The 16,158-nt window shown below is 36.0% G+C and carries 11 protein-coding genes; 7 read left to right on the top strand and 4 right to left on the bottom strand.

Going from position 1 to position 16,158, the window contains the following annotated elements; genetic code table 11:
• Positions 1–36: 36 nt before the first annotated feature.
• Positions 37–480, top strand: a complete 444-nt coding sequence (locus tag H8S75_RS19150; RefSeq protein ID WP_187023010.1) for a hypothetical protein — start codon at positions 37–39, stop codon at positions 478–480.
• 51 nt (positions 481–531) lie between these two features.
• Here the strand turns inward: H8S75_RS19150 and H8S75_RS19145 are convergent, their stop codons facing one another.
• Positions 532–681 (bottom strand): hypothetical protein, encoded by a 150-nt coding sequence (locus tag H8S75_RS19145; protein ID WP_002601597.1) that lies wholly within the window; start codon positions 679–681, stop codon positions 532–534.
• A 190-nt stretch (positions 682–871) separates the two neighbouring features.
• Here H8S75_RS19145 and H8S75_RS19140 point away from each other — a divergent pair, with 190 nt between their 5' ends.
• Positions 872–1,147, top strand: a complete 276-nt coding sequence (locus tag H8S75_RS19140; protein ID WP_187023009.1) for a hypothetical protein — start codon at positions 872–874, stop codon at positions 1,145–1,147.
• Positions 1,148–2,014: 867 nt separating this feature from the next.
• On the opposite strand, the gene H8S75_RS19135 is transcribed toward H8S75_RS19140, so the two are convergent.
• The 3 genes from H8S75_RS19135 to H8S75_RS19125 form a co-directional block, all read right to left on the bottom strand.
• Complete coding sequence (locus H8S75_RS19135) at positions 2,015–3,745, bottom strand: phage tail sheath family protein (protein WP_187023008.1); 1,731 nt, start codon at positions 3,743–3,745, stop codon at positions 2,015–2,017.
• Positions 3,746–5,086: 1,341 nt separating this feature from the next.
• A complete protein-coding gene (locus tag H8S75_RS19130) occupies positions 5,087–6,850 on the bottom strand; it encodes a hypothetical protein (protein ID WP_187023007.1) in 1,764 nt (587 codons plus the stop codon).
• A 79-nt stretch (positions 6,851–6,929) separates the two neighbouring features.
• Positions 6,930–7,679: a glycosyltransferase family 2 protein gene (locus tag H8S75_RS19125; protein WP_187023006.1), complete on the bottom strand. Its 750-nt coding sequence runs from the start codon at positions 7,677–7,679 to the stop codon at positions 6,930–6,932.
• A gap of 184 nt (positions 7,680–7,863) precedes the next feature.
• Here H8S75_RS19125 and H8S75_RS19120 point away from each other — a divergent pair, with 184 nt between their 5' ends.
• Genes H8S75_RS19120 through H8S75_RS19100 form a run of 5 tightly spaced genes read left to right on the top strand, consistent with a single transcriptional unit; the run spans position 7,864 to position 16,147 of the window.
• The gene (locus H8S75_RS19120; protein ID WP_187023005.1) at positions 7,864–8,889 is read left to right on the top strand and encodes a glycosyltransferase family 2 protein; all 1,026 of its coding nucleotides are present in this window, start codon (positions 7,864–7,866) and stop codon (positions 8,887–8,889) included.
• Between the two features lie 4 nt (positions 8,890–8,893).
• Positions 8,894–9,793 carry a glycosyltransferase family 2 protein gene (locus H8S75_RS19115; RefSeq protein ID WP_187023004.1) on the top strand — a complete coding sequence of 300 codons (900 nt, stop codon included), beginning with the start codon at positions 8,894–8,896 and terminating at the stop codon, positions 9,791–9,793.
• A gap of 32 nt (positions 9,794–9,825) precedes the next feature.
• Positions 9,826–10,605, top strand: coding sequence for an ABC transporter permease (locus H8S75_RS19110; RefSeq protein WP_207729180.1), 780 nt, complete (start codon positions 9,826–9,828; stop codon positions 10,603–10,605).
• A gap of 14 nt (positions 10,606–10,619) precedes the next feature.
• Positions 10,620–11,348, top strand: a complete 729-nt coding sequence (locus H8S75_RS19105; RefSeq protein WP_187023003.1) for an ABC transporter ATP-binding protein — start codon at positions 10,620–10,622, stop codon at positions 11,346–11,348.
• 5 nt (positions 11,349–11,353) lie between these two features.
• Positions 11,354–16,147 carry a glycoside hydrolase family 99-like domain-containing protein gene (locus H8S75_RS19100; RefSeq protein ID WP_187023002.1) on the top strand — a complete coding sequence of 1,598 codons (4,794 nt, stop codon included), beginning with the start codon at positions 11,354–11,356 and terminating at the stop codon, positions 16,145–16,147.
• Positions 16,148–16,158: the final 11 nt, after the last annotated feature.

Genomic DNA, 16,158 nt, shown 5'->3' with positions numbered 1-16,158 from the left:
GCCATTTTGACAGGAAAAGCAAAAAAGGAGGACGCTATGAGAGAGCTTTCCGTGTACTATTGTTCGAAGTGCGGGTATTATGGATACTACCAGCTTCCTAAAAATGCGGTATGCCCCAAATGCTCCGTGGACATGGTACCTTTGTCCATCAGTTTTCAGGACTTTATGGATTTAAGCTGTGAAGAGCGGGACGATTTACTGTCGAAACAGATTATTTCTGCTTCTTCTCCTTACGTCAAACGCCTGATGGCGCCGCACAAGGCCTATAATAACCGGGAGGTCATCGCCCGCATGAGCGATCGCATCGTCGAACTGGAAGCCGAAAATAAAAAGCTGAACGAGACCGTTGAATGGATGCATCAGACAATCTGGGATCTGGTGCGTAAAAACAAAGGAATCGAACCATCCGGCAAGTCTCCTATTCCACCCTTTGGTGAAAAAGCTTCCGGAGGCACTGATAATTCCGAAAATCCGGAATAGCGATAACAGAGAGTTTTATTGGGAGTGCGGGGCACTCCCCAATACCCTCGGTCATGCGATCCTGTCAGAACTTATGTAATGTTCGATCAGTCTGTTAAGTGTCTGGTTTAATTTCGATATCACTCTGCGCAGCTTAACATTTTCTTCCATTAACCTCATATTCTCCATTTCCATGAACCTCATCTTTTCAGTATCAGTCATGTGGAAAACCCTCCTTTTTTTGCTTTTCTTGTAACCACTATAAGACGTTTCCGGCCGTTTGAAAAGCAAAACATATCGCAATATTCGACAAAACGGCAGACTTATAAAAAGTCCGTAAACACGCGGCTAAGTCAAAAAAAACCAGCAGTACCATATGTATCCATCTTCTCCGAAAGGAAGTACCAGATATATGAAAAACGATGTCATTTACGATTTCGACAAAATTATTCTGATCGATCCAAACCCTCCGGCAAAAAATGTGCAGCAGGCCTGCTATGGTATGATTCCCAGAGCCTCCTACCGTCCCGGCGCTCTAAAAAACATTCTGGAAAACCGTTTTGAGAACAAACGAATCATACTCCGTGCCGCCGGAGATGAGCGGGTTATCAAAGAGGCGCTTTGGGTGTTGGGGGCATGTGGGTATTTCGATAAGATTGTGATTGAGGGGGAGGGGGAAGAGCGGTAAAGAGGGATGCGTGATGTGGTTTTTGGCGGGGTGGTTGATGTATGTGGTGATATTGTTTGTGGTAGATTTTTGATACATTTTTTTATTGATTTCCTGATTGATTTTCTGATTGATTTCCTGATTGATTTCCTGATTGATTTTCTGATTAATCCTCTGATTGATTTCCTAATATCGTTTCCGATGCATTTCCTAATAGAATCCCTGATAATATTTTCGACTCATTTTCAATTGCATTTTTTTATAATTTTTATATTTCCAAAATAATTCACTTGATTGCTTAGTGCTTTTGAGTACCTCTAAATCTATCCCAACCATTTGTCCTCCAACAGAGGACACCTCTGTGAATCATAAAAGGAGACTTTCTAACTCGGCCGCCCCCTCTGATCCGTAACTGACTCAAACCATATCGTCAAATTTCCCTGTTATAGAAGGAAGCTGTTTATAGAAGCTAAACAAGTCGTTTAAGTCTTCCTTCCAGATCTGTAATACGACTCAAAATATCCGTTTTATAGGTCTGTCCGGTAATAGAACACAATAAACATTCCTTCTACAACATTATCTAAAAAATACTCATATACATTTTATAAACCAGTTGCTGTTTATTATTGTAACAATAATTATCCGTCAGATACGACCAGTCTGTTAATCAGAAAAGCACCTGAACTGCCGATTATTTTCATTATCCTTCGCTCACATTTCTTTACTTCATACCCCGTATAATTGTTTGTATTTTTCATTCAATTTTGTCCGCATATAGCATACATATGAGTGTCCGTCAGTTCCTCACAATCTGCTTCTGCAAAAATTCTTGTCAACGCTTCTGCAGCTGCGAAAACCAGCCACTACCATTCCTTCTTCTTAAAATCTTCACTGTGCAGATGCGGTATTCTGAGTGATCCTGAATATTATAAACTCAGCTGGCTTCACAGGAGCCGCGCCAATGATACAAATCAGGTGTCCATTATCAATCTCTTCCTGTGTCATGGTGCCACGCCCAATATTTACATAAAATGCCTCTTCCGGAGATGATCCGGCCAGGCCGCCGCTTCTCCATACCTCCCTCAGAAACACTTCTATTATTCCTTGTACCCGCCTCCATAGCTCTTCGTTATTTTCTTCAAATACTACCCAGTCCGTATTTTTCTTTATGGATTCCTCTAAAAATATAAAAAGTCTGCGCACGTTGACATATTTCCACGTTCCATCGCTGCTTGCAGTTCTTGCTCCCCATACCCGGATCCCCTGACCTGGGAACAGCCGGATCAAATTTACCCCCTTGGGATTCAAAATGTCCTGCTCACCTTTGTCAAACTGCACATCCAGTCCCACACAGGCCCGAACCACTTCATTGGCGGGCGCTTTATGGACGCCGCGGGAATTGTCACTGCGGGCATAGATTCCCATCACAGATCCGGAAGGAGGAATTGCTATATTTTTCTTATCGAGGGGGTCAAACACCGTCACCCATGGATGATAGAAAGCCGCATAGGATGTATCAAAATTTTCCCTGTGCCTGATGATGTCCTGTACCTCTTTTGCCTCCCGTGGAATATCGAGAACCGAAAATCTGTTCTTTCGTTCACACTGAGCAGTCAGAGAAAGCTGGACCTTCTGATCTGTGACACCAGGAACGGCCATAACAGAAACCATATCATTGTCCAGAAATGCCTGAATTCCGGTTCGATTTCCCGCTCCATCGTCATTTCCAATAAAATCGGAAGCCTCCATGTCCAGAATATTACCATTCGTGCCGCCTGAAAGCTTAACAGTCACGGTATCCTGAGCGGAAGACGCAAGACATTCAAAAGGAGGCCGAAGTACTTCCTTCCCTTTACCAACATATTCCACACAAATCAGATCTGATTTTGAAACCTGTGCTTCCACAAACTGTGGAATATTACTATTAAAAGAAAGATTCTCGTAGATTTCTACGAAATCGCCGGACCTGACCTCCAGCCTGAACTCACAGGTGGATATAATCTTATCCGGCAATAGATTCTTATCCGTTACATCCACATCAAATTCATGTTCAAAGGAAATAACATTGTCTTTACTCTCCACCACCCGATTATAAACCGTAGTATTTCCATCTGAAAACGCTACAATATCACCATCAAAAAATCCGACACTATTTTTAACCGAGTACCGCCTGCCCTCTGCCGCCTCCAGCACGTCAAAGACCTGAGTCCTTGCCTTGCTCGAAGGAGATATAACTATATTCAGCCCATTCCCCCACGCCCCCGGATTACTGGCTGTAAACTTCAGGACGTAATCTCCTGTATTTGGCACAGCTCCCTTCGCACAGGATGCGTCCGCCGGCGCGACCCTGGCCACAAAACAGCGGGACCCTCCATTGATAAAAAAATGCTCTACTGCATAAGCCAGAAAACGATAATTACCACATTCCCTTTCGGAAAGATAAGTTCCATAAACCTGCTTGAAATCCGAAAAATTAGTCGCCATCCGCGGTACGCCTCCGACCGGTCCTTTCTCCGCCACCCCAATAAAACCGGCGATACTGGTGCTGGCCCCTTCCACAGGTACCCCCCCTGAATCAAATTCCTCCACGTATACTCCAGGTGATAAATACTCCGCCATAGTCTTCTCCCTTCATAATATTTATCTGCTTTTGCTTTTCCAGCCTGGTTATCAGGTGTCTATTTCTTCTACATATTAATTGATTTTTTATAAGCGTACTTTTATTATAAATTTTTTCATTGTAATTAACAATGTATTTTTAGTTTTTTATTCTGGTATTGACATAATCTAAAAAATTTGATATTTTAGAATTAGAACATATGTTCGATCGCAAAGGAGGGAGACTTATGAATCATATAATCTATTGTCCGGTATGTCATCATCGCCTGTTTGACATTAAACCGCCGACCGCCGGAAGCATTGAGATCAAGTGCCCGCGCTGTAAAAAAGTACAGCACATCCATTTAATCGAACCGGATTCACAAAAAACAACTACAGAAAAAACTACCTAGCAAAGGAATAATTCATTACCAAATAGCAGGAGAAAACGAAAAGGCCACAGCGCCGCACTCGTTTTCTCCTGTTTTATTTGCACAACCAGGAAAGAAGGGGATCACTATAAATTATTACATTAAAATCGAACAGCAAAGTATTCCTGTCAGTGAGGAGATCTATAAGATTTGGCAGCATGGAGAGCGAAAGGATCGTTATTTCAGAGAAGGGGATATTCGGAATGGCGTCTTCTCCTACGATGCTCTGGATGGAGAAGGCCTAAACGGAAGTGAATTATTTGCAGAAAAAGACAGAAATCCTGTAGAACATCAGGCTGAACGCGACCTCCTGATAAACACGTTAAAACAGGCATTAAACACACTGAATAATGAAGACAAAGAACTTCTGGCACACATTTACTGCCAGGATGAATCGCTGCGCAGCATAGCACAGAATACAGGAGTTCCGTTTACTACGCTGCAGTATCGCCATAAAAAGGTTATTAAAAAACTAAGACTATTTTTCGAACAAAATTTCTTATTATTGGATTAATACTGTAACCCATCAGCATTTTGAGCTCGCCTTTTACCTGTCGTTCATATGAAGAAAGATCCACGTCGAAGAAAGGAAAATGTACAATCTCAGGTTCTCGCACACAGGTTTGTTAAAACAGACCTGGCCACTGGCAGATGGGCGTTAATCAGGTTCTCATATGGCCTTCCCCGCATTGTTGTGGCGCGTACAGGGCGTTGCTCCCCTATCACCCAGCAATATTCCGGGACAATTCTTTTTGTGAGTTTTGTCAATCCCATGCTTACTAATGACTTTGGTGATTATTCTCTCCGCGAAATCAAATCTGACAGGGCAGACGCTATAAAAACCGTCTGTCCTGTGCTTGCCCTCTCAGTCCGAAGTCTATATAAATCATAAAACTGCCGTAAATTACAAATGGAGTCCTCGCGCCTGCTTTTATATATCGTATGCCTCTGATTCCAGTCTCCAGAATTCTTCTGGTTCCAGATTCATAATTAAAGCAATTACTTGATCAATAACAGCATACTTCATCCCTGCACAGCTATACATATTCGTTAACCGGTTCATATTACGCAGTAAATAAATATCTGGTATTTCAGTTCTATTATATCCTGGGATGATTTCCCGCAGAAGCGAATCGGACTTGGAATCATCTGCAACAATTACCATCTTTTCCAGTCCAAAGTAATGTTCATCAAGATAAAAAGATTTAATCAGATTAAAAAGCCACCCCATGTAATCTTTTTCAAATGCATCGCTTTCAATTAATTCACAGTTATCATATCCTTCAAACATACGCGTCATATGATAGCCATCAACTATAATATCTTTATTCTTATCTTTAATTATAATTACTCTCCACTTATCAAAATCATTATCCACAAAATGGACTGATTCAAAAGAATCATCTAAAATCAGATGTGGAAACGGATTAATAATTTGGGTTAAATCCATTTCCTCTATATACATTTCATGATGAGGTTTATAAAGTTCAAATTTTTCCTTAATTTCTCCAAACAAAAATTCGAAATCAATGATCATCATATTATGATATTTTTTGATGCTTTTCTTAATACTATTAAGCGCAGATTTATCAAATCCTACCATTTCAAATTCATTAAATTCAAAATCCATCTCTGGGTTTTCACGTACAAACCCATCATCCTTTTGTTTAATGATACTGGCAATATCTTTATAATCAGCGTGATCATCTACATTTGCTACCACTTCAAGCACAGTCGGAAGGCGTTCCATAGGGCTTGCATGCTTTGAAAAAAACTGCACAAACTGGGGATCGAATGTATACACATAATCTGTAGCTTCATTCCGTCTTCGGATCCATCGCTTAAAAAATGGCTTCTGTGTCGATCCATTCAATTGAGTGAATACTGCTACGTTATCCACTCTACTATAAAACATTTGATAGAACATATTTTTTTCGGAAAGAATCTTTATCATCGAACGCTGTAAATAAGGATTTCTTTCCAACTCACTATCAAAATATTCATTCAGCAGCATTATAGTACTTCCTGTCAAATCAGAAGAAGTGAATACACTATGTCCCCGCGCTATAACAGACATCGTATCGGGTTTTAGAATATCGTCATCAAACAAATAATATTCCATATCTCTGAACCAGTGAATCTTTGAATCCATTACAATCCCGGTCACCGTACCGCCAACACCATACTGAAATGTTTGATTGTTCAGCATATAGCACTGCATCACTCCCATAACCATTCCTAAATAATAGTACTTATCTATACCTGCCTTATGAAATTCATTTACTATACCAGTCATATCACGGCTAAAATATTCTAAATCCTTACCATTTCCGATTTCTGCCTGGTTCACTTTATCACAGTGACTTCCATTGAAATAATAAATATCATTCTCATTCTGACCATTGGATTTTAAAAGTATAAACTCGATATTCGCGTTATTATAAGAATTCTCTATAAGTTGTATACATTCCTTAAACGGTACCTCATCAAGCAGTGTATGCAAATGTTCTTCTATCTCATTCCCAACATCAACGTCTCCAGCAAAGCATACTGCAATGTTATCTCTAAGCTGCCGAATCTTTAAATGCCCCTCTTTTACATAATATTTCTTATAAACTCTATGCTCTTCACCAAAAGTACTCTCTGGTGAAAAATCTTCTTCTTTTATTTTAGAAATAGCAGAGTCTGCCACCATATAAACTTTTTCTTCTTTCTTCCATGCTCTACAGTATGTCATTGAAATTTTAGCCAGTGAAGTAAAGGCAGCCTTTCATTTATTTTATTATATATTTTCTCACTCCATTACAGGCATAACAAATAAAACAGCCTATGGACTTCCACCACGAAAATCCCATATATCGGTATACCTTAAAAGTCATTTTCGCAGATTTGAGCTTACTCCCGGATTTTCCCTGACTACTTAAGCGATACTTCAGCAATGGCTCATTGATCGCACAGGCATATTGATATTTTTGCAGTATTTTCAGCCAGGTTATATAGTCCTCATGGCTATCTTCGTGCTCCATTGGAAATTCCTCTGCCACCTTCCGTTTCAATAATACAGAAGAACAATTAATCCAATTCTGTTTGAGCATCATACTATATGTGATCGTCTCCTTCACGGGAATTTCTCTCCCAGTGAGGTTTCCATTTATGTCAACCAATTCTCGTCCTGTCGAACAAAGGACTTTCTTCTCTTTTTTTATTAGAGCCAACTGCCTGCTCAATTTCTCCCTCTCCCACCAGTCATCAGAATCCAGAAATGCAACGTACTCCCCCATTGCCATACGTACCCCTTCATTTCTCGTCCTGGCCACCCCCATATTTCTGTCATTTTTAACATAACGGATCCGCTGATCAGAAAGATATTGTTGTATCACTCTTTCTGTTCCATCCGTTGCACAATCATTAAGAATAATCAATTCTAACGAAACATTCTGTACAAGAACTGACTCGATCGCCTTTGCTATGAACTTTTCACAATTGTAAGCAGGCATAATTACTGAAACAACTGGCTTTTCCATGTCAATACCTTTCTGTATTTATTCACATTAAATTATATCATCCTGGAGGGGATGTGCTCAACTTAAATTTTTTGTGGGGGTTTTTTAACGGATTTGAATGGTAATTTCCTATAAGCGCGATTATCAGAAGTATCAATATCAATAATATTTTATTATAGATGTTCCATAAAAGGATAGAAAAATAATGAAACCATCAAAATTAAGTATCATTTTGCCAGTATATAATGGAGAAGCTTTTTTAGAAAAAGCAGTTGAGAGTGTTATTAAACAAACCTATCAATCATGGGAATTAATTTTAGTGAATGATGGTTCCACAGATAACAGTGAAAAGATTTGCCTCCGTTATCAGGAACAGGATCATAGGATTAGCTATATTAACCAAGAAAATAGAGGTTTAAGTGCAGCGCGAAACTCTGGCATCCATCTTGCGCATGGGGAATATATAGCGTATTTGGATGCGGATGATTATGTTGAAGCTGACTACTATGAAAAAATGGTAGTTGCATTTGAAAAACATAAATCTGATTTGGTAGTAAGTGGCTTTATCCGTGAGTTCACACATAAAGACAGGCCAGCAAAACAATTAAAAACAGCATTTGCAAATATTCTTTTCTCGGATGAAGAAAGTTTAAAAGAACACTTAAAAGAGCCATTTATTTATAACCTCTTTATTCATGTCTGGAACAAATTATATCTACGCAAACTTTTGGTAAAACACAATATTGGGTTTGATGAGAATATTCGCTTTGGAGAGGACGTTCTATATAATATTTTATATTTAAAACAAATAAAAAAGATTTTTATGGTAGATATTTGTGGATACCATTATGTGTGTCGTGAAACTGAACGTTTGACAAATACATGGCATAGTTTTCTGCCAGAATATAACAGTAAATTGTATAATGGAATAATTGATTTTATGCATGAATATTGGAACACTGATCTATTGGTAATCCCGGCGGAAATGTATTTACGCGGTTGCTTTTTAAACATAGAAAAAGCACTGGCAGCCAATTTACCACTAACTTCTCAAAAGCAAATTATACAAACTATTTTAAACGCAGATGAGACAAAAAGTACATTAATCATGCGTAATCTAACATCTTTAGAATTTAAGATTTATCAAGTTATATTAAAAAGTAGAAATTTTAGGGTTATTAAAAATTCAGTAAGGGCTCGTGTGTTAATAAAGAGATGCCTTGGCAGGTAAAAATATGAAGCTTCAAATTTTGTTATCAACTTACAATGGAGAAAAATATATTTGTACACAGTTGGATAGTATTATTGCACAGGATGTTGAAGAAAAAGAGTTGTTAATACGAGATGATGGTTCTAATGATCATACTGTTTCTATTATAAAGGCTTATACAAAATTGTATTCCTGGATTACTCTTTACGAAGGAGAAAATATCGGTGTGCAAAAAAGTTTTTTCGATTTAATAAATCATGCTGATATAGATGCTGATTACTTTGCATTTGCTGATCAAGATGATCAGTGGTTTCCAGAAAAAACGAAAAATGCCATAGAAAGATTGGAAAAGTTTTCAAACGAAAAGCCCTCTTTATATTGCAGTGATAAGGTAATCGTTGACGAAGAATTAAATCCAGTAAATATTACAGTACATTGTATTGTCAATAAAATTACATTTGCTAATGCGCTGGTTCAAAATATCTGTACAGGGTGTACCACAGTAATTAATCGGGAAATGCTCTTTTTGCTACGGCAATATGTACCAAAGAATGCCGTCATGCATGACTGGTGGAGTTATCTATTAGCAGCCGCTTATGGAAATGTATATTATGATTCCAATGCATATATTCGTTACCGCCAACACGGAAATAATGTCTTAGGCGCTCAGACAACACGCATAAAATTGCTTAAATATCGTATAGGTGAGTTGATAAAGCCACGTGGAGCATTGTATAAACAGGCCAGAGAATTATGTACTCACTACCGACTGACAGATGACAAGCAAGAAATAATTGATAAATTTTTATCCGCAGAAAATTCTATAATTGGCAGGTTCCGGCTATTGCAGGATAGACGGTTTTACCGGCAAAAAAAGGGTGATAATTTGGTTTTTCGTTTAATTGTATTGTTTGGGAAACTTTGAACATACAAAATATATGGGTAGAGGTTAGTTTAATGTTAAAAAAAACAAGAATATATATACAAAAGTATCGCTATTTATTTTTACAATTAGTAGAAAGAGATTTCAAAACAAAATATAAGCGCTCCGCATTAGGGATGTTATGGAGTTTATTGAACCCATTATTACTCATGTGTGTTCAATATATTGTTTTTTCTAATCTATTTCGATTTGAAATACCACATTATGTCGTTTACCTGTTAATAGGAATAATGTTTTTTAATTTCTTTAACGAGGCTACAGTTCAAGCAATGATTTCTATAGTGATGAACGCAAATTTAATTACTAAAGTTTATGTGCCGAAATACATATTCCCAATATCTAAAGTTATTTCGGCCAGTATTAACTTTTTAATCACTATAATTATTTTATTTACTGCAGTAATTATAAATAAGATACCTTTTTCCCCCACTATGTTTTTATTGGTTATACCTATAATTAGTATTATTTTATTCAGTATTGGGATTGGTTTGATTTTAGCAGGATTAATGGTTTATTTTAGAGATATGCAATTTTTATATGGTATAATCACTACCATTTGGATGTATTTAACCCCTATATTTTATCCCGAAAATATTTTGAGTGATTCTTTAATGATTATATTAAAATTAAACCCCTTGTATCATATTATTAAATTTGCCAGAACCATTATAATAGATGGAACTTTGCCAGGAATGTATAATTTCGCTGCATGTATTTTAGTTCCGGTGATGGCATTTGCCATAGGTGCATTGATTTTTAGAAAACTCCAACGAAACTTTATTTTATATCTTTAATATGGTGAAAAAGAATGATAAATGTAGAAAATATAACTATGGATTTTAAAATGACAAATGATAAAATCAATAGTTTGAAAGAAACAATTGTTACAGCCTTATCAGGAAAGCTTCAATATCATTATTTTCGAGCATTAAATAATGTTAGTTTCTGTGTTTCGAAAGGTGAAGTATTTGGTCTAATAGGAGCTAATGGGGCTGGAAAAAGTACTCTCTTAAAAGTGATATCTGGAATTTTATATCCAACAAAAGGAAACGTGATCATTAGTGGACATATTGCGCCGCTGCTCGAACTAGGTGCCGGCTTCGATCCGGAGTTATCTGCTCGGGAAAATATTTATTTAAATGGGGCGCTATTAGGATATAGTAAAGAATTAATAGACAGTAAATTTGAAGAAATTGTAGATTTTTCGGAATTGGGTGATTTTATTAATGTACCAATAAGGAACTACAGCTCTGGCATGGTAATGCGATTGGGGTTTTCGATTGCTACAATCGTAGTTCCAGAGGTATTAATTGTTGATGAGATACTATCTGTCGGAGATGAACATTTTAAACGTAAAAGCGGAGAAAAAATGCAAAGTTTGATGAATGGAGAAACAACTGTCCTTTTCGTTTCTCATGATATTTTGCAGGTACGACAGCTTTGTAATAGGGTATTGTGGTTAGAAAAAGGAGAAATAAAATTAATCGGAGATAGCATGGAAGTTTGTGATGCCTATCTAGACAGTATAGGAGAATAAGATATATGAATAAATATGATGTACCATTAGATCTATCAACCAATAATTCTTTATCAATTATGCTGGAAAAAATCAAAGAAAGAAGCATAATACTTGAGTTTGGCCCAGCAATGGGACGTATGACAAAATATTTGTCTGAGACACTTAATTGTGATGTCTATATTGTGGAAATAGATAATGAAGCTTTTGTATCTGCTTCCCGATATAGTAAAGATGGCATGTGTGATAATATTGAAAATTTTGCTTGGAAAGATAAATTTTCTTATCTCCAGTTCGATTATATTCTATTTGCAGATGTCCTTGAACATTTAAACAATCCAAGCAAAGTTCTCGAAATTTCCGCCACTCTATTAAAGCCAGACGGAAAAATTCTTGCATCAATTCCAAATATTGCTCATAATTCAGTAATTATTGATCTAATAAAAAATAAATTTGATTATACCGAAAATGGAATATTAGATAAGACTCACCAACGATTTTTTACATATGATTCTATAATAAACCTGTTTGAGGATAATGATTTAAAGCCAGTTTGTTTCCAAGCAGTTTATGAAAATGTAGGCTCGACAATTATTAACAATACATATGACGATATTGATTTTCAAATTTCTAAGCTATTGAAATCAAGACCAATGGCTGATGTGTATCAATTTGTTGTGATGGCAGTAAAAAAAGCTTTTTACGATAGAAATAATGAAATTATTAATATTGAAAAAAATTTTGAAACTGGCTTTGGCTACGAACCTCTTTCTATATATTATGATAAAGGAACAGGTTTTAGTGAAGACCAGAAATTTACGTTTATGCGTAGAGTTAATCCAAACGGAGAATTCATAGTGTCAATTTTTCCTACTGAAAAAATAGGCTCATTTAATAAGCTAAGGCTTGATATTTGTGAATATCCATGTGTATGTAGATTATCTTATTTTAAAATAAATGATGAAATTTTAATACAGGAACAGAGCAATGCATATACAAGTTGTAATGAAGATGACTTTTTTTTTACAAATGATCCCTTTTATTTATTTAGCGGTCAGACAGTGACATCCATTGAAAAAATTGAAGTAGCTGGCAATATTATTCCTCTTGAAGCCGCAAAAAAAATAAACTCATTAATCGACCAAATAAACAATATATCCCAGCACCAATTAGAAATAAATAAAAAAATTATAGAACAGATAACCAATGAAAAAATACTTATCGAAAAAAGCAAAGATAACTTATTAGGTAAATTAAATACTGAGTTAACTATAAACAACTCACTAAAAAATGATATAAAAAAATTAAATGAAAAACTAAATGCCTTATCAGACGCAAATGCAAAATATCAAGATGCAAATGAAAAATACCAAAAAGATATAGAAGAACTCATTACTGTAAATCAGCGTATTTTATATCTGGAAAATGACTTGGTGGCATTAAAAGAATCTACTTGCTGGAAAATAACGAAGCCTCTTCGTATATTGGGAGAAATTAAGAAAAAGGTTTGTAGTGGGAATGCGTGGAGACGGAAACTACATAAGGTGTATCTAGCAATCCCCCTCCCTTTTAGTATCAAAAAAGGAATTAAGGGGGCTATTTTTACGATACTGACTCCGCTTATAAAAAATACGGAGACGTATCGAATTTGGAAAAATAGTAAATTAGAATCTGCTAATGGGTATCAATACAGCATAGAACCAAAATTACAGAATCATTTGGAGGGTAATTTATCTGACCAATATATGGAACAGATAATGAAGATACCTCTGGAAGGGCCTTTAAGTGGTGACTATATATCGGATAAGAACCACTGCTATACCGATATTAAGGAAGAAGATATTAAGTATCTGGCTTTTTACCTTCCACAATATCATCCATTTGAAGAAAATAATGAATGGTGGGGAAAGGGATTTACAGAATGGACAAATGTCACGAAAGCGGTGCCACAGTTTGTTAACCATTATCAGCCAAGATTAGCGGGGGAATTGGGTTATTATGATTTACGAATGATCTCCGTAATTCAAGAACAAATATCATTAGCAAAAAAATATGGAATTTATGGTTTCTGTATTTATTACTATTGGTTTGATGGAAAAACATTGATGGAAACACCTCTTAAGCTAATAAAAGAAAATCCACAATTGGATATACCATTCTGCCTTTGCTGGGCTAATGAAAATTGGAGTCGGCGTTGGGATGGAAAGGAAAATGATATTCTAATATCTCAAAATTATGATAAATCATTTGCTTCAAAATTTATTGAAAGTGTTTTGGAGTATATGACAGATGAACGTTATATAAAGATAAATGGAAAACCTTTACTGATTATATACAATGCGAACCAGATACCAGATATACGAAACGTTATTAAGACCTGGAGAAAAATTGCTTTAAATAAGGTGGGTGAGTTACATCTATTAGCTGTTGATTTCGCTCTGTCTGAAGATACAAAAATGTCTGGATTTGATGGCTTTATTGAATTTCCACCTCACTCCATCTATCAGTATTCAATGCCTACAATTAATTCCAATGTTCAGTTTATAAATTCAGGTTGTCAGAGTATTGTTTATGATTACCAACAGATTGTTCGAGAAAAAAAATATTTGAAAAAGAATTTAGATAAGTATTATAAAGGGATCTTTATGGCATGGGATAATTCTGCCCGAAAGCCAAATGCTGCAACTATTTATCATAATTATTCAGTTGCTGCATTTAAAGAATGGCTAAAAGATATCTCTGTTTTAACGAAGGATAGGCGCGCTTCAGGAGATCGCTTTGTATTTATTAATGCGTGGAATGAGTGGGCTGAGGGAACATATCTGGAACCTGATAGGCATTATGGCTATGCAAATCTGAATGCTGTATATGAAACATTCATCGAGTTACGCCAGAACAGTAAAAAAATCATTGTGGTAAATCATGATGCATGCTTCGCAGGGGCACAAATGTTAGCTCTTAATATCATTGCAGAATTAAGGTCAACATTTCATTATGAAGTGTATACTATTTTAAAAAATTCCGGTCCGTTAATAGATGAATTCAAGAAATTATCAGTGGATGTATGCATTTTGTCTTCTGTAAGTGATTCTGAATTTACTGAATGGGTGACAAAAACACATGCAACTCTTGCAATTTGCAATACAGTTGTGTCCGGCGATGTATTACATAAGTTAACAAACTATGGGATATCATGTATTGCATTAATTCATGAAATGGAAAAGGTGATTCACCAATATTCATGCGAAAAGAATCTTCATTATATAAATGAAGAAGCTGTCAAAATTATTTTTGCTTCCAGCTATGTCAAAAAAAGTGCTGACAGAATTGAACAGATCGCTGAAAAAAAGGCGGTAATAGCTCCTCAAGGAATGTACCAAGTTAACCTATACTTAAATCAAAGAGATGCGATCAGGAAAGAAATTAGAGTTAAATATGGCCTGAAAGAAAATACCTTGATTATATTAGGGGTAGGATATGGTTATTATCGGAAAGGAACTGATATATTTTTAGATATTGCATCTAAAATGTGTTCTACAAATTCCAACATTGCATTTATGTGGGTAGGTGATTTAGATGCCGAAACGCAAACGCTTGCCAATAAAGTACTTAATAATAACGGCTTGCGGAGGCAAATTATAATGGCAGGAAAACAGACAGATGCTATGAAATATTTTGCTGCTTCCGATATCTTTGTACTAACTTCTCGTGAAGATCCTTTTCCATCTGTTGTAATGGAAGCTTTTTATGCATATTTGCCTGTAATTGCATTTCGCGATGGTGGTGGCTACGTTGATATCATATTTGAACAAAATGGCAGCCTGGTACCGATGGAAGACAGCGAAAAGATGATAGACGCGCTGGAAGAATTGATTAATAATCCTCAAAAGTTAAAGCAAAAGGGGAAAAACGCTCACGAATTTATAGCGCAAAAATTTAGCTTCACAAATTATATTGGAACGCTCTTAAATTTGTTGGGAGAAAAATATGAAAAAGTAAGTGTGATTATTCCTAATTATAATTATGCCGATTATTTACCTAAACGGATTGAAAGTGTTCTAAATCAAACGTATCCAGTACATGAAATTATAATTTTGGATGATGCCTCTACAGATAACAGCCGCGAAGTAATCGAAAAATATCAAAAAATGTATCCATTAAAAATCAGGTCGATATTTAATGATATAAACAGTCATAATGTATTTAAACAGTGGAAGAAGGGCATAGATTCATCGAATTGTGATTTTGTCTGGATTGCAGAAGCAGATGATTTGGCAAAACCCACCTTTTTAGAGAATTTAATTGATAAATTTAAGTCGGATAATGTAGTTATGGCGTATTGTGAATCCATTATGATTGATGAGTATGGAAAAAGAATAGGTGATAACTATCTGTCTTGGGTAAACGATGTTGATGATAAGTTGTGGAAAAGTGATTTTGTAATGAACGGAATTGATTTTATTGAAAAAACTTTATCCGTTAAAAATGTTATTCCCAATGTCAGTGCTGTTTTGTTTAGAAAACAAGACTTTTCTGATGCTTTTAAAATGGCGGAGGAATATAAAGTCGCCGGAGACTGGATGTTTTATGTTCAGCTTCTGAAAAAGGGGGAATATATATCGTTTACTTCATCTCCATTGAATTATCATAGACGTCATTCAAATAGTGTAACCACAGATTTAAAAGCGAAGCAACATTTTGATGAAATATGTTCTGTTCAGGATTACATAGCTCAGGAATATAGCGCTGGAATATTGTCAAGTAAAATACTGGCATTTCGTAGTGAGGTGAAAAATTATTTAAAGGTAACTGATTGTTGACTCGAAAGGAA

The sequence above is a fragment of the Hungatella hominis genome (genome assembly GCF_014288005.1).
Taxonomy (GTDB): Bacteria; Bacillota; Clostridia; order Lachnospirales; family Lachnospiraceae; genus Hungatella; species Hungatella effluvii.
The sequence above is the reverse complement of the archived record's forward strand: the minus strand, read 5'-3'. Positions and strand labels throughout refer to the sequence as shown.

Excerpts from the sequence above, each read along its gene's own strand:
- H8S75_RS19150 (WP_187023010.1), top strand. The coding sequence starts at position 37 with ATGAGAGAGCTTTCCGTGTACTATTGTTCGAAGTGCGGGTATTATGGA.
- H8S75_RS19145 (WP_002601597.1), bottom strand. The coding sequence starts at position 681 with ATGACTGATACTGAAAAGATGAGGTTCATGGAAATGGAGAATATGAGG.
- H8S75_RS19140 (WP_187023009.1), top strand. The coding sequence starts at position 872 with ATGAAAAACGATGTCATTTACGATTTCGACAAAATTATTCTGATCGAT.
- H8S75_RS19135 (WP_187023008.1), bottom strand. The coding sequence starts at position 3,745 with ATGGCGGAGTATTTATCACCTGGAGTATACGTGGAGGAATTTGATTCA.
- H8S75_RS19130 (WP_187023007.1), bottom strand. The coding sequence starts at position 6,850 with ATGGTGGCAGACTCTGCTATTTCTAAAATAAAAGAAGAAGATTTTTCA.
- H8S75_RS19125 (WP_187023006.1), bottom strand. The coding sequence starts at position 7,679 with ATGGAAAAGCCAGTTGTTTCAGTAATTATGCCTGCTTACAATTGTGAA.
- H8S75_RS19120 (WP_187023005.1), top strand. The coding sequence starts at position 7,864 with ATGAAACCATCAAAATTAAGTATCATTTTGCCAGTATATAATGGAGAA.
- H8S75_RS19115 (WP_187023004.1), top strand. The coding sequence starts at position 8,894 with ATGAAGCTTCAAATTTTGTTATCAACTTACAATGGAGAAAAATATATT.
- H8S75_RS19110 (WP_207729180.1), top strand. The coding sequence starts at position 9,826 with ATGTTAAAAAAAACAAGAATATATATACAAAAGTATCGCTATTTATTT.
- H8S75_RS19105 (WP_187023003.1), top strand. The coding sequence starts at position 10,620 with ATGATAAATGTAGAAAATATAACTATGGATTTTAAAATGACAAATGAT.
- H8S75_RS19100 (WP_187023002.1), top strand. The coding sequence starts at position 11,354 with ATGAATAAATATGATGTACCATTAGATCTATCAACCAATAATTCTTTA.